25 protein-coding genes are annotated in these 25,143 nt (G+C 68.4%); 18 read left to right on the top strand and 7 right to left on the bottom strand.

The window, feature by feature from the left end; all coding sequences use genetic code 11:
• The coding region (locus tag ACZ6S5_RS32400; RefSeq protein WP_466006066.1) for an integrase core domain-containing protein at positions 1–987 on the top strand (987 nt) is incomplete at its 5' end.
• Positions 988–1,026: 39 nt separating this feature from the next.
• Here ACZ6S5_RS32400 and ACZ6S5_RS32405 read toward each other — a convergent pair.
• Together ACZ6S5_RS32405 and ACZ6S5_RS32410 are read right to left on the bottom strand one after the other, a co-directional pair.
• Positions 1,027–3,438 carry a low temperature requirement protein A gene (locus ACZ6S5_RS32405; RefSeq protein WP_466006067.1) on the bottom strand — a complete coding sequence of 804 codons (2,412 nt, stop codon included), beginning with the start codon at positions 3,436–3,438 and terminating at the stop codon, positions 1,027–1,029.
• 586 nt (positions 3,439–4,024) lie between these two features.
• The gene (locus ACZ6S5_RS32410; protein WP_466006068.1) at positions 4,025–4,996 is read right to left on the bottom strand and encodes an aldo/keto reductase; all 972 of its coding nucleotides are present in this window, start codon (positions 4,994–4,996) and stop codon (positions 4,025–4,027) included.
• Between the two features lie 842 nt (positions 4,997–5,838).
• On the opposite strand from ACZ6S5_RS32410, the gene ACZ6S5_RS32415 reads away from it, so the two are divergent.
• Positions 5,839–7,026: a low temperature requirement protein A gene (locus tag ACZ6S5_RS32415; protein WP_466006069.1), complete on the top strand. Its 1,188-nt coding sequence runs from the start codon at positions 5,839–5,841 to the stop codon at positions 7,024–7,026.
• 652 nt (positions 7,027–7,678) lie between these two features.
• On the opposite strand, the gene ACZ6S5_RS32420 is transcribed toward ACZ6S5_RS32415, so the two are convergent.
• The 3 genes from ACZ6S5_RS32420 to ACZ6S5_RS32430 all read right to left on the bottom strand — a co-directional run bounded on the left by ACZ6S5_RS32420 (position 7,679) and on the right by ACZ6S5_RS32430 (position 10,491).
• Complete coding sequence (locus ACZ6S5_RS32420) at positions 7,679–8,941, bottom strand: LVIVD repeat-containing protein (RefSeq protein ID WP_466006089.1); 1,263 nt, start codon at positions 8,939–8,941, stop codon at positions 7,679–7,681.
• 326 nt (positions 8,942–9,267) lie between these two features.
• Entirely contained in the window at positions 9,268–9,870 is a 603-nt protein-coding gene (locus ACZ6S5_RS32425) for a class I SAM-dependent methyltransferase (RefSeq protein ID WP_466006070.1), read from the bottom strand.
• A 39-nt stretch (positions 9,871–9,909) separates the two neighbouring features.
• Positions 9,910–10,491, bottom strand: a complete 582-nt coding sequence (locus tag ACZ6S5_RS32430) for a TetR/AcrR family transcriptional regulator (RefSeq protein ID WP_466006071.1) — start codon at positions 10,489–10,491, stop codon at positions 9,910–9,912.
• A 199-nt stretch (positions 10,492–10,690) separates the two neighbouring features.
• Between ACZ6S5_RS32430 and ACZ6S5_RS32435 the strand changes: the two genes are divergently transcribed.
• From ACZ6S5_RS32435 to ACZ6S5_RS32460, 6 genes are all read left to right on the top strand, one after another.
• Complete coding sequence (locus ACZ6S5_RS32435; protein WP_466006072.1) at positions 10,691–11,308, top strand: DUF2218 domain-containing protein; 618 nt, start codon at positions 10,691–10,693, stop codon at positions 11,306–11,308.
• Between the two features lie 101 nt (positions 11,309–11,409).
• Positions 11,410–11,757: a hypothetical protein gene (locus tag ACZ6S5_RS32440; protein WP_466006073.1), complete on the top strand. Its 348-nt coding sequence runs from the start codon at positions 11,410–11,412 to the stop codon at positions 11,755–11,757.
• Between the two features lie 62 nt (positions 11,758–11,819).
• Positions 11,820–12,311, top strand: a complete 492-nt coding sequence (locus tag ACZ6S5_RS32445) for a hypothetical protein (protein WP_466006074.1) — start codon at positions 11,820–11,822, stop codon at positions 12,309–12,311.
• A gap of 458 nt (positions 12,312–12,769) precedes the next feature.
• On the top strand, positions 12,770–13,384 hold the full coding sequence (locus ACZ6S5_RS32450) for an ElyC/SanA/YdcF family protein (protein WP_466006090.1): 615 nt from the start codon (positions 12,770–12,772) through the stop codon (positions 13,382–13,384).
• Positions 13,385–13,902: 518 nt separating this feature from the next.
• Entirely contained in the window at positions 13,903–14,280 is a 378-nt protein-coding gene (locus tag ACZ6S5_RS32455) for a tyrosine-type recombinase/integrase (protein ID WP_466006075.1), read from the top strand.
• On the top strand, positions 14,249–14,509 hold the full coding sequence (locus tag ACZ6S5_RS32460) for a tyrosine-type recombinase/integrase (RefSeq protein WP_466006076.1): 261 nt from the start codon (positions 14,249–14,251) through the stop codon (positions 14,507–14,509). Before ACZ6S5_RS32455 ends, ACZ6S5_RS32460 begins: the two co-directional genes overlap by 32 nt.
• A gap of 152 nt (positions 14,510–14,661) precedes the next feature.
• Here ACZ6S5_RS32460 and ACZ6S5_RS32465 read toward each other — a convergent pair whose 3' ends face one another.
• Positions 14,662–15,192 carry a DUF6036 family nucleotidyltransferase gene (locus ACZ6S5_RS32465; RefSeq protein ID WP_466006077.1) on the bottom strand — a complete coding sequence of 177 codons (531 nt, stop codon included), beginning with the start codon at positions 15,190–15,192 and terminating at the stop codon, positions 14,662–14,664.
• Complete coding sequence (locus ACZ6S5_RS32470) at positions 15,189–15,488, bottom strand: hypothetical protein (RefSeq protein WP_466006078.1); 300 nt, start codon at positions 15,486–15,488, stop codon at positions 15,189–15,191. Before ACZ6S5_RS32470 ends, ACZ6S5_RS32465 begins: the two co-directional genes overlap by 4 nt.
• 618 nt (positions 15,489–16,106) lie before the next feature.
• On the opposite strand from ACZ6S5_RS32470, the gene ACZ6S5_RS32475 reads away from it, so the two are divergent.
• The 10 genes from ACZ6S5_RS32475 (at position 16,107) to ACZ6S5_RS32520 (ending at position 24,989) form a co-directional block, all read left to right on the top strand.
• A complete protein-coding gene (locus ACZ6S5_RS32475) occupies positions 16,107–16,247 on the top strand; it encodes a hypothetical protein (protein WP_466006079.1) in 141 nt (46 codons plus the stop codon).
• A 2-nt stretch (positions 16,248–16,249) separates the two neighbouring features.
• Positions 16,250–17,173, top strand: coding sequence for an RNA polymerase sigma-70 factor (locus ACZ6S5_RS32480; protein WP_466006080.1), 924 nt, complete (start codon positions 16,250–16,252; stop codon positions 17,171–17,173).
• Positions 17,174–17,370: 197 nt separating this feature from the next.
• On the top strand, positions 17,371–18,492 hold the full coding sequence (locus ACZ6S5_RS32485) for an NAD(P)/FAD-dependent oxidoreductase (protein WP_466006081.1): 1,122 nt from the start codon (positions 17,371–17,373) through the stop codon (positions 18,490–18,492).
• 194 nt (positions 18,493–18,686) lie between these two features.
• Entirely contained in the window at positions 18,687–19,232 is a 546-nt protein-coding gene (locus ACZ6S5_RS32490; RefSeq protein ID WP_466006082.1) for a nuclear transport factor 2 family protein, read from the top strand.
• A gap of 325 nt (positions 19,233–19,557) precedes the next feature.
• Positions 19,558–19,944 (top strand): DoxX family protein, encoded by a 387-nt coding sequence (locus ACZ6S5_RS32495; protein ID WP_466006083.1) that lies wholly within the window; start codon positions 19,558–19,560, stop codon positions 19,942–19,944.
• 582 nt (positions 19,945–20,526) lie between these two features.
• Positions 20,527–21,954 (top strand): cytochrome ubiquinol oxidase subunit I, encoded by a 1,428-nt coding sequence (locus ACZ6S5_RS32500; protein ID WP_466006084.1) that lies wholly within the window; start codon positions 20,527–20,529, stop codon positions 21,952–21,954.
• The gene (locus ACZ6S5_RS32505; RefSeq protein WP_466006085.1) at positions 21,951–22,946 is read left to right on the top strand and encodes a cytochrome d ubiquinol oxidase subunit II; all 996 of its coding nucleotides are present in this window, start codon (positions 21,951–21,953) and stop codon (positions 22,944–22,946) included. The genes ACZ6S5_RS32500 and ACZ6S5_RS32505 overlap by 4 nt, the downstream gene beginning before the upstream one ends.
• A 388-nt stretch (positions 22,947–23,334) precedes the next feature.
• Positions 23,335–23,655: an ArsR/SmtB family transcription factor gene (locus tag ACZ6S5_RS32510; protein ID WP_466006086.1), complete on the top strand. Its 321-nt coding sequence runs from the start codon at positions 23,335–23,337 to the stop codon at positions 23,653–23,655.
• Positions 23,655–24,629, top strand: a complete 975-nt coding sequence (locus tag ACZ6S5_RS32515) for a TIGR03086 family metal-binding protein (RefSeq protein ID WP_466006087.1) — start codon at positions 23,655–23,657, stop codon at positions 24,627–24,629. The genes ACZ6S5_RS32510 and ACZ6S5_RS32515 overlap by 1 nt, the downstream gene beginning before the upstream one ends.
• 12 nt (positions 24,630–24,641) lie before the next feature.
• The gene (locus ACZ6S5_RS32520) at positions 24,642–24,989 is read left to right on the top strand and encodes a TfoX/Sxy family protein (RefSeq protein WP_466006088.1); all 348 of its coding nucleotides are present in this window, start codon (positions 24,642–24,644) and stop codon (positions 24,987–24,989) included.
• Positions 24,990–25,143 lie beyond the last annotated feature (154 nt).

Genomic DNA, 25,143 nt, shown 5'->3' on the forward strand with positions numbered 1-25,143 from the left:
CTCGCGGTGCTGCAGCGTCACCTCGGCGGACAGAAGATCCGGTTCGAACCGGCTCATCGGGCGCTACTGGCGGCGCTGCTGCACCGGCTCCCGCGGCCAACACTGCACAACCTGCGGCTGCTGGTACGCCCCGACACGATCCTGCGCTGGCACCGCGACCTGCTCGCGCGCCGCCACGCCGCCGCGTCGCGCCCTCGCCGGCGGGGTCGGCCTCGCACCCTCCGGTCGATCCGGGCCCTGGTATTGCGCCTAGCGAAGGAGAACCCCGGCTGGGGCTATCGGAGAGTGCACGGCGAACTGCTCACCCTGGGCGTGACGGCCGCCGCGTCAACGGTCTGGGAGATTCTGCGCGAGGCCGGCATTGACCCCGCGCCCGACCGGGCCGCCACGACCTGGGCGGACTTTCTGCACTCGCAGGCCGAGGCCCTGCTGGCCGCCGACTTCATCGAGACCGTCACCCTCACCGGCGCCCGGATGTACATCCTCGCGGTCATCGAGCACGCCAGCCGCCGCATCCGCATCCTCGGCGCGACCGCGCACCCAACGGCCGCGTGGGTGACCCAGGCTGCCCGCAACCTCGTCATGGACCTGCAGGACGCGGGGGCGAACGCCCGGTACCTCATCCGCGACCGCGACGGGAAGTACCCGGCGCTGCTCGACGCGATCCTCGCCGACGCGGGGATCACGATCGTGCGCAGTGGTGTCCGTATGCCCCGCATGAACGCCGTAATGGAGCGGTGGGTGCGAACCTGCCGCCGCGAACTGCTCGACCGCACGCTGGTCTGGAACCAGCGGCATCTGCTGTACCCCCTGCGGGAGTTCGAGACCTTCTACAACGAGCACAGGCCGCACCAGGGCACCGCCAACGCCAGACCACTCCGGCCGCTACCCGAACCGATCACGGACCCGGACCGACTCGCCCACCTCGACATCCACAGACGCGATCGTCTCGGCGGCATCCTGCACGAGTACAAACACGCTGCCTGACCTGCTCGGATGAGATTTCCGGTAGGCACACCGTCGGCTTTATTGGAGGGGTTTGAGCGGACGGGCATCGGCGAGGATGGTCGACGGTCGTGGTTCGCGCAGCTGTTGCCGGAGGTCGACGGCCCGCCGGGAGTCGATCGCCATGACGGTGGCGGTGACGGTGGCCAGGATGGTCAGTACCCAGAGTGGGGACAAGGGGCTGGTGGCCGGGGCCAGGGCCGCGATGAGCAGGATCCCGAAGACCCTCACCCGGCGGATGTCGTGTCGGACACGCCACCAGAATGCCTGGTTGGCCAGGAGATAGAGGACGACTCCGGTGAAGAGGGCCAGGTGCGCGAGCCGGAGGTGCGCACCGGGTGGGTGGCTGATCGCGCCGAGGAACTCGTGCAGGCCGAAGGCGAGCAGGATCAGTCCGGCGATCATGGGCAGGTGCAGGTAGGTGTAGGCGTCCCGGGCCAGCGTCGCGCGCTGCCGGCCGGGCAGGGCCTGCACGGTCCGGTGCCCGACGACGGCATCGGTGTCGAAGTACGCCCACCACAGGCTGGACAACAGGACCATGCTGACCGCGATGGCGGCGATGACCGGCCAGGAGATCGGGCGACCGAATACGGCCACGCCGATCGATATTATCGCCTCGCCCAGCGCGATGAGGATGATGAGTTCGTATCGATCGGTCCAGTGCCGCGCGGAACCGATCTGCCAGAACCTCGACCCGACGAGGTAGGCGCCGGCGAGGTCGATGACGATGGCCGCGATCCAGAGGGCGGCTGCGAGCTGCCCGGTGTGGGACCCGCGCGGTCGCGAGACGGCCACCGCGGCGAGCAGCAGCAGGATCAGCGCCGTCACCGTCGTGACGCTGACCCGCCACAGCTGTGCGCGTAGCGCCGCGCCAGCGACCCGACGGAGCGCGGCCAGGTGCAGCACTCGCAGTGCGACGTAGCAGAGCACAACGATCATGGGACCGGGTAGGCCGCCCGGCACACGGTCGAACGTCTGCGGGGTGGCGATGCCGATCGTCAGGGTCAGCGCCACGATCAGCAGGACGCTCAGCCGGGCGAGGATGGACTCGCTGCGCAGGGCGTTGCCGAGCCCTGCGTAGGCGCACCAGGCCGTCCACAGCAGCGTGAGCACCGCCAGCCCCTGGGCGACCCCGAGCGCGGAGGGGTGCCGGGCGATCAGCACGCTGACCTGGATGAACGTGTACACGACCACCAGGTCGAGGAACAGTTCCTTCGGCGTGACGCCGGTGCCGGCGGCGCGGGCCGCCACCGGCGCGACCATGTCGTGCAGTGCGCGGTGGCGCCGGCGGAACACGGAGAGGTCGACCAGCACCATGCTCACGAGCACGGCGGCCAGCAGCCCCACCACGGCCACCGCCGGCAGTTGGACCGCAACCGGCAGCAGGGCGATGATCAGGACGATTCCCAGCAGCGGGCTGCGCCCGAGCAGACCGATGGTGCGGCGTTCCAAGGCCGTCAGGCTGAGGAGGTAGAGGAGGACGCCTCCGTAGAGAACGAACACGCTCAGCCGGTCCCATCGGGGCGCGGTCGCGGGTTCGACCGAACTCAACGCGCGTTTGAGGCCCAGCGCGAGCAGGACCAGTCCGACGATCATGGGGGCGTGCAGCAGGCTGTACGCGTCCCGGCCCAGTGCCGATCTCCGGCTTGCCGGGCCCGGCTCCAGCGCCTGTTCGGCGGCGAGCCCGGCGATGTCGAAGTAGCGCCACCACAGCACGGCCACGACGACGAGGCTCAGCGCCGAGCCGGTGATGACCGCCCAGGTGATCGGCGGGCCGCCGTTCAGGCCCCGGCTGGTGCCGATCGAGATGATCGTCTCGCCGAGGGCGATGAGCACGATCAGTCGGTGCCGCTCGGTCCAGTGCGGCACCGACACGATCCGCAAGGCGCCCACCCCGATCGCCCGGACGCCTATGAAGTCGATCCCCGCGGCGATGAGGAAGAAGGCCAGCCGGACGGCCTCACCGTTCACTCCCGCCGGCAGGTGATGCGGCAGCAGGGCCCCGCACAGCAGCAGCGCGGCACTGGCGCACAACGGCAGCCACATCCCCAGCGCCAGCCGCCGCGTACCCAGCGTGCCCCAAGCCGTGTAGGTCAGGATCAGTGCCGCCACCAGCCGAGCCAGCACGAAGGCGACCACGAAGATCAGTGGCCCGAAGAGCGCCCCCGGTCGATCGACGAAGGCCACCGGCGTCGCGATACCGGTCAGCAGGATGGTCGCGGCCACCCCGAACATGATCGGCCGGATGATTCCCCACCGGAGCCGGACGACGTTGCCGACCAGGGTGTACGAGGTCCACGCCCGCCACAGCAGCAGGACCACCACCACACCCTGCAGCAGGCCCTCGATCTGGAACGTCTCCGCCATCAGGTCCGTCACGCTCAGGAAGGCGGACACGAACACCAGGTCGAGGAACAGTTCCAGCCGGGTCACCCCGAAGCCCGCGGTCTTAAGCTCGAGCCGCCCGAGAAATCGGGTGGACGACCGCCGCGAATCCCGTCCCCGACCGCTTCCGATCACGTACCCACTCTGTCAGGGGCGTGACGGCCATCCGGTGAGTTCGAGTGAGCTTGCCCAGATGCTGGATTGGATGTGCGCGCCTGTGCTGAGCGCCTACGTCACGTCGCAATCTCTTTGAACCTTCCCCGTCGACGACTCCTCGGCTCTCTGGGCAATCCAGCGCCGCCAATTGATCAGGAGGATCCGCAGCAGGACCGAGTCCGCATGATTCGCCTAGGCGATTCCAGAAACAAGATCTCGTCTCCTGGTTCAACCTTGCCCCATTCGGCGGGCCATCCGTAACGTCGTTTACACCGCTCAAACGGAGGCGCTGTACTTAATCCTGCCGCCGGGTGGCAGGCCTGCCTGTATGAGATCAAACTCGAGTACGGCCGCGAGCACGGACGTGACCCACGTGGTCCACGAATGCCCCCGGGTCGACCCGTTGTTTGGACAGGAGTCGCGTAGCTGAGGCGCTTTGGCAGGCAATCCCTCTCGTTTGATCCGGGCCGGCGTCGGGTTACCGCTCGATCATCTGCATCTGGGCCTCGGTGTGGTGGCCGCCCTCGGCCGGGGTGAGGCGATCCAGGGTCGCGATCTGCTCGGCGGTCAGTTCGACAACATCGGCGGCACTGTTCTCCTCCACCCGGCCGACGCGCTTGGTGCCGGGAATGGGCACAATGTCGCCGCCCTTGGTGAGCAACCACGCCAGGGCCACCTGCGCCGGCGTGGCGCCCACCTGGTCGGCGACCGTCTGCACCTGGTCGGCAATGCGCAGGTTGCGCTGGAAGTTCTCGCCGGTGAATCGCGGGTTGTTCTTGCGGAAGTCGTCGTCGAGGCGCTCGAGGTCCTCCGGGGTGCGCAGCGTACCGGTGAGGAAGCCGTGGCCCAATGGGGAGTACGCCACCAACCCGATGCCCAGTTCGCGCAGCACCGGCAGCACCTGCTCCTGGTCCCGGGAGTACTCCGACTGCAGCGCGGTGACCGGGTGGATCGCGTGCGCGCGGCGGATCGTGTCGATCCACGCCTCGGAGAGGCCGACGTGACGGACCTTGCCCTGCTCCACCAGCCCGGCCAGCGCACCCACGGTGTCCTCGATCGGCGTCTGCGGATCGACCCGGTGCTGGTAGTACAGGTCGATGTGGTCGGTTCCGAGCCGGCGCAGCGAGCCCTCGACCGCGATGCGGATGTTGTTCGGGCTGCTGTCACGTGTCCACGGTCCCCGGCCGTCGTGCGCGAACAGCCCGAACTTGGTCGCCAGAACCACCTGGTCGCGCCGCCCCTTGATCGCCCTGCCGACGAGTTCCTCGTTGACGAACGGGCCGTAGATCTCGGCGGTATCGATGAGCGTGACACCCAGGTCGAGCGCCCGGTGGATGGTGTGGATCGAATCGGCGTCGTCGGTGCCGGTGCCGGTGTAGCCGTGCGACATTCCCATCGCACCCAACCCGATCCGGGCGACCTTGAGGTCGCCGAGCTTGGCGGTACGCATGTTGATCCCTTCGTGTCGTCGATTGAGGCCCCGCTGTTGCGCGGCGAGGCCGAAGAGCGGGGGTCGCGATGTTGATCAGGCTTCGGGGATCGGCCGGCCGAAGGTCTCGAGAGTGATGTCGGCCGGCTCTGGGCCGCCGCGCCGGCCGGTGTCGAGGCCGTCGATCGCGGCGAGTTCCTCGTCGGTGAGCTGGAAGTCGACGATGTCGAAGTTGTCCGCGACGCGCCGCGGGTTCGTCGACTTCGGGATGGCCGAGCGGCCCTGCTGCAGGTGTCAGCGCAGCCCGCCGGACGCGGGCGTCGTGGTGTGCCGTGCTGCGGGTAGCTGCTCACCCAAGGAACAGCCCGCCACCCCGGCCACCACAGGAACCGCCGCGAGCCCGGCCCTACCCAGCAAGAACCGGCGACGACTGTTGTGGCCAGACATTCAGCAGCACCTCGTTATCAGCGCGACATGGGCATGGCTGTCACCTCATGCAACCCGTACCGCCGACTACGAGGGAGCCTCTGCTGAAAGGGGTAATGCCAGGCACCCCCAGACCGGCGATGCCAATCGACGACACATCCGCCGTGCCCCGGTCATGCCTGCGCTGAGCCTCTGCCGGGTCACTGTCCCCGAGCGCTTGGAAGGATGACTGCCCGGGAATGATCACAACGATGACGCCGGCGGCGTCGCCCTTGCAGACTGTTCGGGTGGCCGAGGACCTGAATCCAAGGTACCCGTCCGGCCCCAGCGGTGCCGCTACTCTGCGACCTAGGAGCAGAAGGTCCTGGCCGAGTACGAGGTGCTGGGCCGGGCCGGGGAGGGCGCGCTGTTGCGCCGAAAGGCAGCCGGCTATTCGCATGTCCGACCCACGAGAAGCTTCCCGTGCGGGCGATGACCCGCAGAGCAGCGATGGCCGGCACGCCACTCCTGCCAGGGCCCGTGAAGTCTCGCCGCTCGAGCTGTTCTACGACCTCGTGTTCGTCTTCGCCGTTTCGCAGCTGTCCGAGCATCTGCTGCACGACCTTACCTGGCAGGGTGCAGCCGAGACCCTCGTGCTGCTCTGCGCGGTGTTCACCGTGTGGCTACTAACCACGTTCGAAGCGACCTACTTCGACATCACCCGTCGCCACACCCAGACCGCCGTGCTCACGGCGATGGCCCTTGGGCTGTTCATGAATGCCGCGATCGGGATCGCGTTCACGGTCGACGGCGGATGGGCGTTCGTCGTCCCGCTCGTCGCCACCCAGATCGCCCGCGGCATCGTCACCGCCACCACGGCACCCACGCCGCTGCTACGGCAGCACTATCGCCGGGCGCTCACCTGGTTGCTCGCCTCGGCCCCGTTCTGGATCGTCGGCGCGGCCATCGCGCCCGGAACACGCCTGTGGTGGTGGGGCGCGGCCACCGCGATCGACGTCACCGGCGTATGGCTCGCTCACCCCTGGCCGCATCAACGCTTGCAGACACGCCACATCGCCTTCGACTACACCCACATGGCCGAACGACTCCGGCTCTTCCTGCTCATCGCACTCGGCGAGGTCGTCCTCACCTCCGCGACCGCCATTGCCGAGGCGCCAACCGAACCCGACACCATACTCGCCGGCGTCGCCGCATTCGTGCTCGTCGCCGCCCTCTGGGCGTTTTACTTCGCGGGAAGCCCCGTCGTCGTCAACCGCCAGGAGACACCGACCACCGACCCGATCTGGACCGCACGGATGGGCGCCAACGGCCAGTACGTCGTCCTCGCCGGACTCGTCACCACCGGCGTCGGCTGCCAAACCGTCATCACGCACCCACGCGGCGCGGGATCACTCACCATCGGGCTCCTCCTCGGCGGTGGCCCCCTGCTCTACGTAGCCGCCCAGACCTGGTACCTGCGGGTCACCACACGCACCCGGCTAACCACCAGATGGATCGCCTGCCTGATCCTCGCCGCCGCCATCCCGCTCGCCGCCGCCCTGCCCCCGCTGGCCACACTCGGCCTCGTCGCCGTGACCCTCGCAGCCCTCAGCCTGATCGCACCACGACACCGCTACGTCCGTTGAGTGTCGCTTCCCGGCCGGTCCGCGCGGCAACATCGGCCGGTGACCGCCAACGCCTGCCCGATGCGCAGGGTCAACCGATGCTCATCATCCGACACCTTCGTCTCCAGCTTGCGCGACCCTGCCCCGTCCGATCCAGAGGAAATCGTGGCCGGAAGGGCCACGCCAAAGCCCTCCGGCCGAACTACGTCGACGCGCAAGGCCACGTTGTCGGTACCGAATCCCTGGATCGATAGCCCGGCAGCACGTCACTGATGTGACTGAATGGGATGTGCAGTTATGACGGGACTGCCGGGACGCAACCGGACATCGGTGTGGCGTTGGGCGCCGAATTGCTTGGCCAATCACTGTATCCTTACCCAAATGACCGTTTTCCCGTCGGCGTGACCAGCCCCACCAATTCACACATCACAGTTCGGCAAACCCGGGCCGGGCTGCAGCAGCGCGGTATGGGCCCGGGGGGGCGGGCGCACTCGGAAAACCCCGGTCGCTGCACGGGCGTTCATGGGGGTGGAGTTGGCGGCGATCCGCATCATCGCCTCTGGTGCGAGTTCGCCTCCCCCACCTTGGCGCCGCGAGGTGCTCCTTGCGGCCGAACGGCCAAAAGCCACCGGACGTGCGGGTTCGCTGGTAGGCCCGCTTTGCTGGAGCAGTGTCAGCGGAGCAGGAACGTCTGGGTCTGCGGGTTCAGCATCGGCAGCTTCCTGGCACCGGCCGTCTCCGGGCCGCTGAACCGGATCACGTCCACGCCGCGGGAGATGTCGTTGGCAACGATCAGGCCGTTGTACCAGTAGGTCGACCACTGGTTGGACCGCATGTCGTAGTAGCCGATCTCCTTCGGGTTACGCGGGTCGGTCAGGTCAACCATCGAGGTCCCCGAGCCGTACGCGGACGAGACAAGGATGTTGCGGCCGGCCACCGGCACGTAGTTGAAGTTGTGGTACGTGCTCGGCTCGGCGCGCGGGATGCGCAGGTGGCTCAGCGGCGTGCTGGGGTCGTCGACCGCGTACGTCCAGATCGCACCGAAAGGCTCCTGCGCGGGCCCGAAGTACTCGTCGCCGAAGGTGACGTACTTCCCGTCGTGAGTGAACGCCGCGCTGTGCCAGATGTCCACGTCCGGCGTGTCGATGTTAGCGATCACGCGGGGCGCCAGGGGGTTGCTGATGTCCCAAAGCTGCCCCTGGGACAGGCAGGCTGCGGCGGCGAGCTTGCGTGGGGTCAGCACCTGGATGTCGTGGCAGGCGAAGAAGTCACCGGACGCGCCAGCGAAGAGGTCGATCCCCTTGATGGTCGGCTCGGCGACGACCTTCGCGGCCAGGCCGGCGGTTGCGTCACCGCCCGGGACGTCGATCACCGAGATCCGCTCGAACGGGGCCCGGCAGTCCGGCCCGATGGCGCTGGCGCTCAGCGGGTACGACGCGACGTAGATGTAGGTGCCGCCGTCCTCACGCGGCACTAGGGTGTGGGTGTGCGAGCCGCAGTCGGTGCGGATCGCCTGAAGGAACCGCGGCGCGCTCGGGTCGCTGACGTCGAAAACCCGCACTCCCTCCCAGGCGCCCAGGGTGGACGCCGTGACGTTACGGGACCCCTCGCAGCCTGGCGTGCTCTGCGGCGTGTCCACGGACAGGAACAGCAGATCACCCCAGACCGACACGTCGCCCTGGGGGCCGTTGCAATGCACGTCGGCCAACTCAACCGGCGCGCCCGGGTCCGAGATGTCGATGATCCGGAACCCGCCGTAGTGGCCGGCGAAGACGAGGTTGCCGGAGAAGGCGAGGTCGGAGTTGGTGCCGCCGGTGTGGGCGGCGGTCGAGAGCAGGTGCATGTTCTTGCTGTAACCATCGGCGGGACTGCTCGGCGGAGGCGGCGGGACAGCGCCGTCGTCCCACGGCTCGTGCGCCTCGGCTGGCGATGACATCACCGCGAGCAGTATCGCCGCGCCCGCGACGACGAGTGATCGGATTCGGGAAGGTCTACGCACGGCGCCCCCTCACGTCAGACGTGTCGCCAGATAACGCGATCACGCAGGTGACCGCCACACTGTCAAATATTTTCACGTGTCGCTAGACCTTCGGTGAAAATGAACCATTGCCCGGGGCCGCCGGCCGGCTGTGCACGCGCCCCTTGCCGCTGCACGCCGAGCAGGGGCTCGGGACACGCCAACGTCGGCGCCATGAGGTCATCGGGGAGCATCTGATTGTCGTGGCCAAGCGTGCGTGGCACCGGCCAGGTTGTCGTCGCTGATCAGTCGGTGGGCCGTCGGGCGACCAGTTCGATGGCGGGGCTGTTCATGCGCCGCGGCCGTACCTGGAGGCTTACGTCGGCGAAGCCGACGGCGGAGACATCGTCGGCCAGCTGCTCGGGTGAGGTGTTCAGCACGTGGCGGTGCACCGTTATCACCAGGCGCCCGCCGGGCCGCAGCACCCGGAACGCCTCGGCCAGGCCGGCCTGCCGGTCCCACAGCATCACGTTGTTGACCGAGACCATGGCGTCCATGCTGGCGTCGGCGCAGCCGGTGTGGTCGGCGGTGCCGTCGTAGATCTCGACCACGCCAGCGGCGATCGCGTCGGAGCAACGAGCGGTGGCCAGCTGGCGCATGGTTGCGGAGGGGTCGACGCCCACGACGCGTCCGGTGGGGCCCACGCGGTCGGCGGCAAGAGCGAGGCCAACGCCCGGGCCGTGCCCAACGACCAGCAGGCGGGCACCGGTCGATGGTGCCGTGCGCTCCACCGCCCAGCGTTCCTGATCGGCGTTGCCTCTGGCCATGATGGCTCCGCCGGCGCGTCCGGGTAGGCCACGGGGATGGCCGAAGAATGCGTCAAGTGCGCGTTCCCAGATCTTCGCCATGCAGTCCATCCTGCACCAGCGCCGGGAACGGGCGCACACTCACGGGCGAGGCGGGGTGAGCCCGGCCAGGGTGACGCTGACCAGGCGGTGGACGGCCTCCTGGTGGGGGACGGTGCCGGCTGCGGTGAGCGCATGCAGGCAGTACGTGGCCAGCTCGTCGGTGGCCACATCGTCGCGGACGTCGCCGTCCCGCACTGCTTCGGCGAGCAACTGCTCGACGAAGTCGCGTAGGCGTTGCCGGGCGCGGTCGACGTGCTCGCTTCGGTGCAGCAGCGCGGCGAGCTCGCCGCCGTGGTGGCGCGCTGAATGGTGCTGGAGGTGCGCGTAGGTACGCAAGACAGCTTCCAGGCGCACCACGGCGGGGGCGGCGGGGTCGACGACGGCGTTGAGCTGGTCGAGGTGCTCGGTTATCTGACGTTCGTGCCAGGCGGTGAGAACGGCCTGCGCGTCCGGGAAGTACTTGTACAGGGTCGCTCGGCCGATACCGGCCCGCTCGGCGATCTGCGACATCGTCACCGCAACCAGCCCGTGCTGGGCCACCAACGCGGCCATGGCGTTCATGGCCGCGTCCCGAACCGCCGCGCGGTGCGCGTCGATGGTCTCGGTCCACAGCTTGGGCATGCCACGATCATACACACTGTCCAGGAACAAGCCAGTATGCTGTTGACGCAGACAGACTGTCTCGATAACTTGTTCGGCGGATATCCCGCTGGCTGGGGTGCGCGACCGCAGGTCCCGATCCGTCCACGCCGCGCCTCGGCGATCAGCCGGGCCCGCTCACATTCGGACAGAAGATCAAGAAGGAATTGCCGTGCCGACTATGCAAGCTGAGGTTCAGACCGACCGGGCGAGTCGCTACCTCGTCCAGTTCTGCAAACACGGAGCGGCCATGGGCAACGGCAGCCACACATCACGCATACATCTACACACCATGATGGCCCGTCGCGAGGTGCAGGTCGCGGCTGAGTGGTCGGAGACGAAAGGAACCGTCACCTTCACCCCATGGGGCCGGGCCACGTTCACCGCCGACGACGGAACTCTGACGGTGCGTGTCGACGGTGTCGACGAGGATGGCCTGGGTCAGATGTGCGACCTCATCACCCGCAACCTCGAGCGATTCAGTCGTCGAAACCCGCTGTCCATCATTTGGCAGCGGCTTGACCCTGCCGGTGCCGCCCCGGTTCGGCCCCTCGCCCGAGTGCCGTCGAAGCGTTGGCCAGGATTTCCGCGATCCCAGACGATCCTTCTCGCAGTGGCAGCCGTCGTCGTGCTCGGTCTACACCTCGGGCTGGCGGGTGCGGTCCTGGCGGAATCTCGATGGACCGGCATGGCCGTCGACGTGGTCGTGGCGCTCGTCGTCGTCAAGGTGGCGCTGGTCGCCTTGGCTCGCATCGGAATCCGGCGCTACCGGACCCGCAACACGCCTGACCGGAACTGACCGGAGCTGCGCCCTGCGCCGCACGGGCGGTGCCGGATGGGGCCATCCCCACCGTCGCTGCGATACCCACCGATTCTCGAAACCAGACCTGGGCGGTCGCGGTGCAGACGGGCCAGCCGCTGCGCGTGGAGAAGATCGCCGCCCACCACACCTCCCGGGACCGCGCGGTCACGGAGCCGGCCACCGCGTCCCGGGAAGCGGCGGCCCGGGCGGGCTCCTTCAGCGAGCTGCTGAGTGACCAGGTACGGGCGTGGCGGCGGCTGTGGGAACGCAGCCACATCGAGCTGCACACGGACCATCCCTCGCCGTCGCTGGAGCTCAACCTGCACACCTTCCACCTGCTGGTCGCCACCTCGCCGAACGTCACCGACCTCGACGCCGGCGTCGGCGCACGCGGCCTGCACGGCGAGGGTTGTGGTTGGTTTCTCTGCGGCGGGACGGCCTCATGAATCGATCGAAGTGTGGTGCGGTCATCGCGCGGGTAACGAGTTCCCAGCGGGGTCATAGGGGGTTGACGATGGCACGTGGATTTGCCCAGGCGCGGTACCGGGGCCCGATTCTCCTTAGGGTCGCGGCCGCGCTGGCCGCAACGATCGCGGCGCCCTTCGTCATGTGGCAGATCGATGTTGGACCGTGGTGGCAGAAGCTGCTCTTCCTGGCGCTGGCGATTCCCTCGGTGTGGTGGTACACGGTGGCGCGGGCGTTCTACCGGATGGATCTCACTGACGTGGACCTGCGAATCGGGGCTCCGCTGGCCCGGTACCGGATACCTCTGGCAGACCTCGCGGAGATCGGAGCTCCGGGCTACGGCGACAACAACGCCGTCAGGGTGGTCCGGCGTGATGGTCGGTCCTGGAGCGTCATCACCGGCGAGGGACTCGTCGACTTTGTGGACGAGGTCCACCGGGCAGCGCCGCATGTACGGGTCCGGCTGTCGGGATGGGAGCGGCGCAACGACCGGACGAACAAGTTCTTCGCGGCGCGGCGCGCCAACCGGCGATGACCAGTCAGAGCTGTTGTTTCGGTGATGGGCCGGGCGGGACGCGAACCGGCGACCGAGGGATTATGGAGCAAAATGCCAGCGCCGACTACCTGGGCACATGACGGTCCAGCAGCGGAAACATCTCTCGACATCTCACGCGACTCCCCCGCCTTCCGCCGACCTCTTGCGGATTAGATGCGGACCGCTCGCGGTCAGGAGGCAGGCAGGCTCGAACTGCCTCGCACGTCAACGCGATTCCTCCGCCGCAATGGGAAGTCGTCGGCCCATGGATTCAATGAGGCTGGAAAGATCGCATGCATGATCTCCCTATCTCAACCCGACGACCTGGCGTCCCTGGTCTTGCGCACCGGCCTTCACGACGCGGTCGGGGCGGTTCGGTGAACCCCAACAAGGCGGCCCCTCGGGTTGTGGCGGAAGAGGATCTAGCCGGCTTCACAGCCGGCCAACTCGTAGAGGTGATGAAAGCCCTCACGGTGATCCTGACCCTTCCCCAATCAGCCGCCGACCACGTCGACGCGCTCGTGGTAGCCACCGGTCAGGGCGAGGAATGGCGTCTCACTCATGCGATCCATAACTGGGAGGCGAACCCAGCGCTTCGCTACCTTCTGGTGGCGAACGGGAACCCTGATGAAGAGACGTACGTCGAGATCACGCTCGACTACCTGCGGAGCCTCGGCCTTCGTCGCACCAACGGGGTCCACCTGCAAGCCGAGCCGGCTCCCAACACCGGCTTGCAGGCCGCATGGATCGTCAACCAGGTTCAGGCCCGCGGCATCACCAGCCTCGCGCTCGTTGTCTCCCCTTACCACCTGGCCCGCGTCTACCTCACGGTCCTCAATGCCTTCACCAGGAGTGGATTTCGGCTCCCCATGATCCCGCTTCCCGTGGCCGTCCCCCCTGACACACCCGTCCCGGAAACCGGAGCGACCGCCTACGACCTCGTACCCGGCGAGATCAAACGCATCCTCAACTACATGGACAACGGATGGGTCGCCACGCCGGAGGAAGTGCAGCAGTACCTACAGTGGCTGTGGAGCCACCATAAAGCCCTCCTCGTCACCGGCCCAGTCTGAGGCAGTCGTAGACCGTCCGGCCTCTCTGCCGAAGGTCGCCGCCACGCTGCCCCCGTCCCCTGGATAGGTGCCAAGGACTGCCGCGCCTGGTCGGTGTCAAGGGTGGCCGTCGGCCATCGGCGTGCCGACGCGCAGCGCCCTTGACGCCGGCCGGGTGGCGTAGAGGATCGGGCACCCGGGGGGCTCACGCCCTGGCCCTCGTCGTCATCGAACCGCGGACAGTACCCGCGTGACTCGGAGGCAAGCAGCTCTGCTGCCGCGGCAGCGATCGCCCCGCCCTCGACGGAGAGCAACACCGACGGCGATCGTCCCACCTCAGCTCTTCATGCCCTCGGTTCTGCCCAGCGTGTCCGGCCGGCCCGGCGGATGCCGGCCGGAGGCCGCGAGCAGGCCGGGGCCGGGCCGGCGCGGCCCGCTTTGCGGGCCGCCTTGATCGGCTGACGCCTCGGGACGTACAGCGGTTCCTGACCGGGCTGCGGGGCAAGCTCGCGCCGGCCAGCATCATCAAGGTGCACGCTGTGCTGCGGGTCGCCTTGGCCGACGCTGAGCGGATGGACCTGGTGCCGCGCAACGTCGCCAAGGCTGCCAAGCCGCCGGCTCTCGGCCGGACCGAGCGACGTGCCCTGACGCCCGAGGAAGCCAAGACGCTGCTGTCGGTTTTGAGCGGGGACCGGCTGGAATCGCTGTTCGTCCTGGCGCTGGCGACCGGGCTCCGGCGGGCTGAGCTGTTGGGCCTCCGATGGTCGGATGTCGACCTGTCCGGACGGGCGCTGTTCGTTCGGCAGACGCTGCAAGGAACGGCTCGCGGCCGGCGAGTTGTGGTCGGATCTGAGCCTGGTCTTCGCCAGCACGATCGGCACGCCGATGGAGCCGTGGAACGTCAACCGGCGTTTTGAGCAGCTCCGGGCGGCGGCCGGCCTGGGCTGGCTGCACCTGCACGATCTGCGGCACGCGTTCGCCACGTTTCTGCTCGACCAGGGCGAGGAGCTGCGCACGGTGATGGAGCTGCTCGGGCACTCCACGATCCGGATGACGGCCGACACCTACGGACACGTCCTGCCGGCGCGGGCGCGTCAGGCTGCCTCGGCCATCGATCGGGTGCTGAGCGAGGAGGGGACGGCGTGACCGCTTGGCTGTACTCGACGCGAAGATCAACCAAGGTAAGTGCTGGTGGGGCGGAGGCACCACCATGCGAACCAGCCGGCGACCATCGCCGGTGACCCGTTGCCGCTGCGCTCGCGCAGCTCCCGTACGTCGCGGGAAGCCCGATGACGGAGCTACGAGCCGTCGAAAACGTCGTCGAGCACGAGTCTTGCCCGGCCTGGGACTTCCTCCTCCGGGAAGATCTCCGCGCACAGAGCGAGGACCTGCTCCGCGCTGGTCAACTTCAGGTGGGCGACCAGGAACCGGATGTCCTCGGCGTCCCGCCGTCGTGCGGCAAGCACCTTCATGGCCAGCAAATGTTCCGGAGACGCCGCCGCCACCCGCAGGCCGGGGTGGTCGAAGACGCGCGGAGCCGTCGCGTCGCCTCCCGGAGCGACATAGGCACTCGCCTGCTCGTTGAGCCACCAGTGCGGCAGGCCGAGCTCATCCGCTACCGCACGGGCCTCGTCGAGCACAACGCCATGGGGTTGGAACACCGCATCGATGTCACGAGTCGCCCGTCGGGCGTCGTAGGCCAGAGCCATGGCCGCGCCGCCGAAGATGTAGAGGTCCGCGACCACACCTCGCCTCGACAGCCGGTCCCCGAGCCGGCGGAAGGCATCCTCGATCGCCGCGCGGTCCAACAGTGGATCATCGAGGCTCACGCGACGTTCAACTCCTGCGCCGACACGTACACGCCCCGACGACGGAACGCTGCCGGCGCATGTACCACCGCGTCGACCCGGGCGGCGCGGGTGTTGAAGGGGAACCAGAACCGCCGGAGCGACCGCGTCTCGACCCACGGCGGCGCACCCCGCCCGTCCTTGGCCGCCAAGTGCTCCGCCAATGCCGCGAGGAACACGTCCCAGTGCTCGTCGCCAGTAGGAGTTGGTTCCTGGTCCAGCAGCCCGGCGCGCGTCTGGGCTGGCTCCCATCGGTACTCCTCGAGGAACTCTGCCACCAGCCGCCACCGTCGCGTCTCGTCGGATCCAACGAGCAAAGCACCCAGGCGTGCCACCGTCAGTGGCTCGTACCTCGCAGCGCGGTTCCTCATCCCCACGACGCTAGTACATTCGGCGGCGGTTCCGCTGCCAGCCACAGTCCGCGTCGAGCAGCCACGCAGAGCGGCGCGCCGCGCCGCGGCCACTGGTTCGCACGAAAGATCAACAAGGTGGACCCGATGTGGCACAACCCGAACCGCATTCACGCTGTTCAGGGGCCTCCGGTGGTTGTTTCGGCGGTCCGGCGACGCGTCGCGTAGTCCCGCACCTGCGCAACGGCGCGACCGAGATCTCGGTCGCGCCGTTCTCGTGGAGACACTTCCGCCCAGGCCCCCCGCGGAGCTGAGGCTGAGCGTCCGCTCCGGCAACCTGCGATAGAGGATGGCCATGAGTATGGCGGCCGAGCATTGCGCGGTGACCCGACTTCCGGATCGGCAGCGCGATCAACTTCAACTTGCGGGTCGCACCCAGCTCGGACATGACCGCGTTCCTGCGCGCATTGTGACCTGGGTAACTGCCGTTCATGGGGTGCCGAGCCGTCTCGTCTTTGTTGGTGAGCACGAACGAACGGAGATGTCATGAGAATCGTCATCGCTCAAGGCCGTGATGAAGTCGATGATCCTCGCTTGCAGGATCAACAGCGAGAACGTCAATCGCGAACCGGGCTGGACGCTGCGGTACCCGAGCTGGCGCCGGTGTTCATGGAAGGGCTGGGCTGACCGTGTCATCCGCCGATCTCTACGACGAGCTGCGCCCGCGGGCGTTCGCCATCGCTTATCGGATGCTCGGCAGCGTGAGCGAGGCCGAAGACGTGGTGCAGGAGGCGTTCTTGCGGATGCACCTGACGCTCGAGCGAGACGAGCAGATCGCCTCGCCGCAGGCGTACATCGCCACACTGGTCACCCGACTAGCCATCGATCAGGTTCGCTCAGCGCGGGTGCGACGCGAGCAATACGTCGGCGAGTGGTTGCCCGAGCCGTTGGTCACCGATCCGTCGCCCGCCGACCACGCGGAGACCGCCGACTCGCTGTCGCTGGCGTTCCTTGTCCTGCTGGAGACCCTATCGCCACGGCAGCGGGCCGCGTTCCTGCTGCGTGAGGTGTTCGACTATCCGTACGCCGAGGTCGCCGACATCATCGGCACCGACGTCGACAGCACCCGGCACCTGGTGGCGAAGGCTCGTGCCCACGTCCAGGATCGTCGGCCACGCCACCACGCCTCTCGGCGCCAGCGAGAAGAGCTGACCCGGCGGTTCTTCGCCGCCGCCGAGCAGGGCGACCTGCGGGCGCTGGAGGCACTGCTGGCCCAGGACGTGGTCCTGCACGGCGACGGTGGCGGGAACGTCCCCGCGCTGGCGCGGCCGATGAACGGCCGGGAGCGCGTGGCAGGGCACCTGTTGACCGCGGTGTCCATGGCGGCACCGCACGGTGGCGTGCGCATCGAGATCGCCGACGTCAATGGTCTGCCCGGCGCGATGATGTTCGACTCGCAGGACCGGCTCTTCGGCGTGCTGGGACTCGACATCGCCGACGGTGAAATCCAGGCGATCCACTCCATCGTCAACCCTGACAAGCTGCGCCATCTCGACTCCGACAGCGACCTCGGTGCTCAGATCCGCGCTGCCCGCCGACGCCGCAATGGCTGAGCCTCGATCCCACCGTAACCGCAACGGCCTCCCGTGCTACTCGGCAGGGAAGGCAGACAGCCGCGAAAGGGTACTTCCATGAATCTCGCTCTATGGATGACGCAAGGGCGGGGTTTTTCCAACGCCAAGGCCAAGGGGGAACTCGGATGGACGCTGCGATTCCCGTCGTGGCGGCAACGCTTCAAGGAGGAGCTGGCATGACAACGCAAGTCATGGTTCTCGGCGCCGGTTACACCGGCATGATCGCGGCGCTCGGCGTGGCGCGCCGTATCCGGGACGCGCAGGTCACCTTGGTCAACCGGAGCGACCGGTTCGTCGAGCGCCTGCGGTCGCACCAGGTCGCCGCCGGGCAGAAGCTTGGCGACCACCGCATTCCCGAGTTGGTGGCGGGTGCGGGTGTGCGGTTCGTTCTGGGCCGGGCGACCCGGATCGACGTTGCCCGCAAGCGGGTGCTCGTCGGCGACACCGAGCTGTCCTACGACGTCCTCGTGTATGCGATCGGCAGTTACACCCCGCCGGTCGAGCACGCGTTCACCATCAGCGACCCCGCACTGCCGCAGTTTTTGCGCACAGCCACGGGCACGTTCACCGTCTGCGGCGCCGGCCTGACCGGGATCGAGGCCGCGACCGAGATCGCCGAGGCGTACCCGCACCTGCGGGTGCGTCTGGTCAGCCAGGGTGAGCCCGGCGCGATGATGGGCCCGACGGCACGCGCTCACATGCGCAAGGCATTCGACCGGCTCGGCGTCGAGGTCCGCATCGGTGTGACCGTTACCAAGGTCCTGCCCGACGCGATCGAGCTCGGCGACGGCGAACTGCTGCCCACCGACGGCACACTGTGGACTACTGGTGTCGCTTATGCGCCGTTGGCCGCCGAGGCCGGGATCACGACCGACCAGGCCGGGCGGATCGTGGTCGACTCGACCCTGCGCTCGGTGTCACATCCGTCGGTCTACGCCGTCGGCGACGCGGGGGCGATCCGCCAGTCCTACGGGGTGATCCACGGCACCTGCCAGAGCGGGATCCCGATGGCCGCCCACGCCGCGCAGGCGATCGTCCGGCAGATCCGGGGAAAGCAGCCCAAGCCGTTCCGGTTCGGCTACTGGCACCAGCCGGTCTCGCTCGGCCGCAAGGACGCGGTCATCCAGTTCACCTACCCCGACGACACCCCCCGGCGGATCTATCTCAAGGCCAAGGCCGCGATCGCCTACAAGGAGGCGGTCAGCAGCAGCCCGCTGAAGTTCTACCGGATGAAATTCCCCCTGCCGGCACGGATGCTCGGCATGACCGGCGGCCGCCGCAACAAACTCGCCAGCTGACATCGAGACTTGTCAGCGGATCCTACACGGAAAGTCGTCACTGGCGGCCCCGACGACGGCATCCGCCAGCGAGCGAATGTTACTACCCGGCCGCGTACTCCAGCCCACGTGGCCGGGGCACGCACGCGCTGAGCGATGCAACACCCCCCACCAGCTCGTCAACGCACGAGCTAGAACGGACAAGAGGATTAACCATGCGTGAACACGCTCCCCGCCCGTCACGCCGTCATGCGGCGATGCTCGCCGCTGGTCTGCTGATCGGCATTGTCGCAGCGATCAGCCCCCTGCCCGCCGCAGCGGGCGACGCCGACGGTAAGGCCGACGGCTGCCAGGAGGAACGCAACCGCGACGTGGTCAACGGTGCGCTGCAGAACGTCTTCACCGACCATCAAGTCGACCTGATCGACCGGTACTTCGCCGAGGACTTCGTGCAGCACAGCCCCTACGTGCCACCGGGCGGCAGAGAAGAACTCAAGCAATGGTGGACCGGCATGGTGTACGCCGTGCCCGACATCACCAGCACCACCACCCAGACCGTCACCAAGTGCACCGATGCGGTCACCTTCCGCACGGTGACCGGGACGGTCGTGCACGACCTGCCCAGCCTCGGCATCACCGGCAAAGGACAGCACCTGGAATTCCGGACGGCAGACATCTTCCGCGTCCGCGACGGCAAGATCAGCGAACACTGGGAAGCCGTCGACACCGGCCCACTGGTGATGCTCGCCCTCGGCGGCTGACAGCATCGCCTGTAGCTCACGGCGATGCCCGTGGCCCGATGCAAGAAGCGACCCGCACCGGGCCACGGACATCGACCGGATGCGGTCCCAGCCGTCGACGCTCTGCCTGGCACGACGATCTTCGACTCACAAGACCGGCTCACCGGTGTGCTGGGTCTCGGCATCGCCGCAAGGCGCGCCATCGCCATTCCGACAGAAACCTCGGCACCCAGATCCGCGCAGCTCGCCGACGCCGCAACGACCACGCCGCGATCCCACAACAGCCGCAGCGGCTTCCCGTGCTACCCGGCACGGGAAGCCAGACAACCATAAAAAGGACATGTCAATGAACGTAGCCCTATGGATCATCGCGGGCTTGCTGGCCACCATCCTGCTGGGCAGCACGTCCAAGATGTTCGTACCCAGAGAGAAGATCGCAGCCATGGGCGGCGCCGCCGCGCAATGGATCCTGGACTTCAGTCCAGGTGCACTCCGGGCCATCGGAACCCTCGAGATCCTGGCCGCAGCGGGACTGATCCTGCCAGCCGTACTCAACATCGCCCCGATCCTGGTACCCATCACCGCCACGTGCGTCGCAACACTGTTCACAGGGGCGGTGACCATGCGCCTGCGCCGCGGCGAACGAGCCACGATCACGCCCGACCTGATCTATCTCGCCCTCGCCGCCTTCCTGGCATGGGGCCGCTTCGGCCCCGAGTCCTTCACCAGCTGACCCAGCCTGAGGTCGGCCAACCATACGGTGCTGGCCGAGAAGAGCGAAGGTACCCGGTTCGCGCACCGCCACATGACCATCGATGACCCCGTCCGCCCCAGACGGACGAAAGCCCAGCTCACGAATGAGCTGGGCTTTCGTTAATCGGACATATCCGATCTGCGGGTGGAGCCCAGGGGACTCGAACCCCTAGCCCCTGCCTTGCAAAGATCAAGGCTGTTGTCGGCCGTCGTCGCTCACTGTCGCTGACCTGCTCGTTGCGTAGCCTGACGCCGCCCTCGGGCCATGCCCGTCGGCTGGCTTGCATGTACGAATGGCTGTACAGCCACCTTCTGGTCCGAAGGGTCCGAAAGCGGGATGAGCTGCGGCGCCGACTGCAGCTCGGCGTCGATCTAACGGGGCACCCTCGGACGGTGGAAGACTGGTTGATCGAGTGGCTGGGGGATGTGAAGGTACACGACGGCACCCGGCCTTCAACGCTGGCACGCTACTGGCTGGCAGTTTGCTGGGCTGCAGGGGTCGGGTGTCGGATCCTCACCCCATCGGTACGTTTCCGGTTGCCGTCGGCGGGTAACACGTGCCATGCCTGGCCTGTCACTGGTGGCCTTCGGCGCCGGCCTCGTGCGAGCCGATCCGGCGCAGTTGCTGCCGGCGCGGGAGCAGATGGCCTTCACCCTCGGCTTCCACATCATCCTGGTGCCGTTCGGGGTGGCCTTCACCTTTCTGATGCTGATCGCGAACGCCCGCGGCATTCGTCGCAACGACCAGACCGCGCTGCTGCTGGCCCGGCGTTGGTCGCAGGTGGCGGCGGTGCTGTTCGCCGTCGGCGCGGTGTCCGGCACGGTGCTGTCGTTCGAGCTCGGGCTGCTCTGGCCGCGACTGATGGGCACCTACGGCCCGGCGTTCGGCATCCCGTTCGCGGTCGAGGGTCTCTTCTTCTTCCTGGAGGCGGTCTTCGTCGCCATCTATGTGTACGGGTGGCGGCGGATGCGCCCGTGGCCGCACTTCTGGACGGGTGTGCCGGTGGTGCTGTCCGGGATCGGCGGCACGCTCTCGGTGGTCGCGGCGAACGCCTGGATGAACCGGCCGGGCGGGTACACGATGCGGGACGGCAAGATCGTGGAGGTCCGCCCGCTGGAGGTGATCTTCAACGGCGCGTTCTGGTATGAGGCCATCCACATGCTGCTGGCCGCGTACATGGTCGCCGGGTTCGTCGTCGCCGGCGTGTACGCGGCCGGGATGCTGCGCGGCCGCCGCGACCGTTATCACCGGCTCGGCCTGGTGATACCGCTGACCGTCGCGGCGCTGGCCACCCCGCTGCAGATCTTCGTCGGCGACATCGCCGCGCGCGAGGTCTTTCGGAACGAACCGGCGAAGTTCGCCGCGATCGAGGCCGTCCCGACCACGAGCACCCACGTGCCGGAGGTGCTGGGCGGCTATTTCGCGAACGGGGAGGTGCACGGCGGCATCAGGATTCCGTCGGGAGCCTCGCTGCTGTCCGGCTACTCACCTTCGACCCGCATCCAGGGCCTGGACGCCATCCCCGCCGAGGTGCGGCCACCGGACCGGCTAGTCGCGATCGTTCACCTGAGCTTCGACGTCATGGTCGGTATCGGCACGGCGCTGCTGGCCCTCTCCGCCTGGTACGCCCTGGCCTGGTGGCGCCGCCGTGATCCGCCGCGCAGCAGATGGTTCCTGCGGGCGACCACGATCAGTGGCGCGCTCGCGGTGGTGGCGCTGGAGGCGGGCTGGGTGGTCACCGAGGTCGGCCGACAGCCGTGGACGGTCGTCGGTCACCTCCTCACCCGCGACGCGGTCGCCACGTCCGGCAACCTGTGGCTGTTCTTCGCCGCCATCGTCGCGCTGTATATCGCGGTCGGCGCCGCCACCGTGTACGTCCTGCGACTACTGAGCCGCCGTTGGCGCGACCAGGGCGCGGTTACCGAGACGGACGTGCCCTACGGCCCGCCCCCGGCCTCGGCGTCGGCGCCCGCCGGAGGGCAGGCGTGAGCACGTTCGCCGCCGTCGTGTTGTTCATCGGTGTCACCGCCTACGCCGTGCTGGGCGGCGCGGACTACGGTGCCGGCTTCTGGGACCTCACGGCTGGTGGTGCCCGACGCGGGAGGGCCCCTCGGCACCTGATCGACCACACGTTGGCGCCGGTCTGGGAAGCCAACCACGTGTGGCTGATCTTCTGCCTGGTCATGCTCTGGACCGGCTTCCCGGTCGCGTTCGCCGCGATCATGACCACGCTCTACATCCCGCTGGGCCTCGCCGCGCTGGGCATCGTGGTCCGCGGCAGCGGCTTCGCGTTCCGGAAGGTGGTGGTGAAGACCGACCAACAGCGGGCGACCGGGGCAGCGTTCGCCACCTCGTCGGTGCTCACGCCGTTCTTCCTCGGCACGGTCGCCGGCGGGATCGCCTCCGGGCGGGTGCCCGCCGGCGGACACGGCAATCCCGTGACCAGCTGGGTCAACCCGACGTCGCTGCTCGGCGGGGTGCTCGCGGTTGGGGTGTGCGCGTTCGTCGCCGCGGTGTTTCTCACCGCCGAGGCCCGTGCCTACGCCGACGCCGGCCTGGAGCGCTGGTTCCGCCGTCGGGCCCAGACCAGCGCCGTGGCGACCGGCGCCGTGGCGCTGGCGGGCATCGCCATCCTGCACACTGACGCCGGGCGCCTGTTCTCCGGGCTGACCGGCCGCGGCCTGCCGCTAGTGCTGGTCTCCGCGGCATGCGGGCTGGCCAGCATCGCGCTGCTGCACCGAGCGGCACCCAGGGTGCTGCAGGCGCTTGCCGTCAGCGCGGCCGGCACGGTGGTGGTCGGCTGGGGCGTCGCGCAATACCCGTACCTGCTGGGCACCCACCTGCGCATCGACGAGGCCGCCGCTCCCGACGCCACCCTGGCGTCGCTCACCCTCGTCGCCGCCGCGGCGCTCCTGCTCGTCGTGCCGGCCATGACGCTGTTGTTCGTCCTGCACCAGCGCGGCCGCCTGGACACCGCCTGACTCAGTTCACGCCGGCGCCGTGCCGGACCGCGGCCGGCCGTCCAGCCCACCCGTCGGTCAACCGCGCGCCCTACGCCCCACCCCGTGGCGGCATGAACCTCTTGGTCACATCGACGGCCGCCCCATGCATGAGGTGGTGCAGGACCTGGTCAGCCAAAAAGGCAACCATCTTGATAGCAGGCGCCGGCGTGCCCGCCTGGCGTGCCAGTTCCACGATCACCCTTACGCAAAACCCACGGTATGCCTCATCCGAGGCCAACCAGGGCGTCTTCAGCATTCCGGTTGAAGTTGGGGTCGGCGTTGATCCTCTGTCAGAGCTGGTCCATCGGCACTTGACCAGGTGGTGCGCGTTTGACGACAAGCGTTAGTCGACGCTAACGTGTTTTCCGTGATCGACGCGCTGTCTGCCGCAGCTGAGCCCACCCGGCGACGCATCCTGCAGCTACTCGCGTCGCAGCCCCGCACGGTCAGCAGCATCGCGGCGGAGTTCACGGTCACCCGGTCGGCGATCTCCCAGCATCTGTTGTTGCTGGCGGACGTTGGTCTGGTGCAGGCCGAGAAGGTCGGCCGCGAGCGCATCTATCGCGTCGTTCCCGAGGGGCTCCGTCAGCTGCAGGCCGAGATTGACCGGTTCTGGACCGCCGAGCTCGATCTGTTGGTTGCCGACGCGCGCACCCTGAAGTCTCAACGGATTGAGAGAGACAACTGATGTTCACGAAGATCGTCGTCCTTCCCGTCGACATCGACGAGGCGTTCGCCCTCATCACCGAGCCGGAGCGGCTGCGCCGCTGGCAGACGGTGTCCGCCCGGGTCGACCTGCGCGTGGGCGGTGACTACCGCTGGACCATCACCCCCGGTCATGTGGCGGTCGGCGCCTTCCGAGAGATCGAGCCCGGCAAGCGTGTCGTGTTCGGCTGGGGGTGGGAAGGCCATCCCGACCTCGCCGCCGACACCTCGACCGTCTCGATCACGCTCGAGCCGGTCGCGGACGGCACCCAGGTCACGCTTACCCACGAGGGGCTGACCGATGAGCAGGCGGCGATGCACGCCCAGGGCTGGAACCACTACCTCGGCCGCCTCGAGAAGGCTGCCGCCACCGGGGATGCCGGGCCCGACGAGTGGTCCGCCGCTCCCGAGCAGCTCGACGAGCTGTCCGCCGCCGAGGCCACCCTGGCCGCGCTTCAGGCGGTCCTGCGTCAGCTGACGTCCGAGGACCGGGCCAAGCAGACCCCGTGCGCGGAGTTCACCTGCCACGACCTTGCCGAGCACCTGTTCGGCTCCATGGTCGCCTTCGGCTCGATGGCCGGCGTCGAGGTCGTGAACCCCGAGGCGGGCTCGCTGGAGAACCGGGTGGCGACGATGGCGGCGCAGGCCATCGAGGGATGGCGCGCCCGCGGTCTCGACGGCACCGTCCCGGGCCCTGGCGGCGGCGAGATGCCGGCCAGGTTCGCCGCGGGCATCATGCCGGTGGAGTTCCTGCTGCACGCGTGGGACATGGCGCAGGGCAGCGGCACCGTCCTGGTCGTCAGTGACGAGGTCGTGGCCTACGTCCACAAGCTCGCCGAGCAGCTCGTTCCCGGGGCTCGCGGCGCGGCGTTCGCCGAGGAGGTCGCCCCGACGTCGGGCGCCGACCCGATGGAGCGGCTGGCCGCCTTCACCGGTCGCCGCCCCGCGACTGCCTGATCGGAGCCTTCGATGCAGATGCCCAAGCCCACCGAGGCGGACAAGCAGTTCTTCCGTTCCCTCATCCCGGACGGGCCGGAGGTGGAGGTCAAGCCGATGTTCGGCAACCTCGGCGCGTTCGTGAACGGCAACATGTTCGCCGGGCTGTTCGGCTCGTCGGTCGGCGTGAAACTCGCCGCCGACGACCTGGCCGAATTGGCGACGATCGACGGTGTGGAGCCGTTCGGCCCACCCGAGCGGCCCATGGGTGGATACCTGTCCCTGCCGCCGTCATTCACCGCCGAGCAGGCGACCCGGTGGGTCAACAAGGCACAGGCGTACGTCGCGACACTGCCGCCCAAGCACAAAAAGAAGAAATAGCAGCAACAGCGGTCGGCGACACAACGCGGCGCGCCTGCCGGGGGGGGGGGGGGGGGGGGGGGGGGGGGGGGGGGGGGGGGGGGGGGGGGGGGGGGGGGGGGGGGGGTGTGCGGGGGGGGGGGGGGGGGCGGGGGTGGGGGGGGGGGCGGCGGAG

Source organism: Micromonospora sp. NPDC051924 (assembly GCF_055586005.1).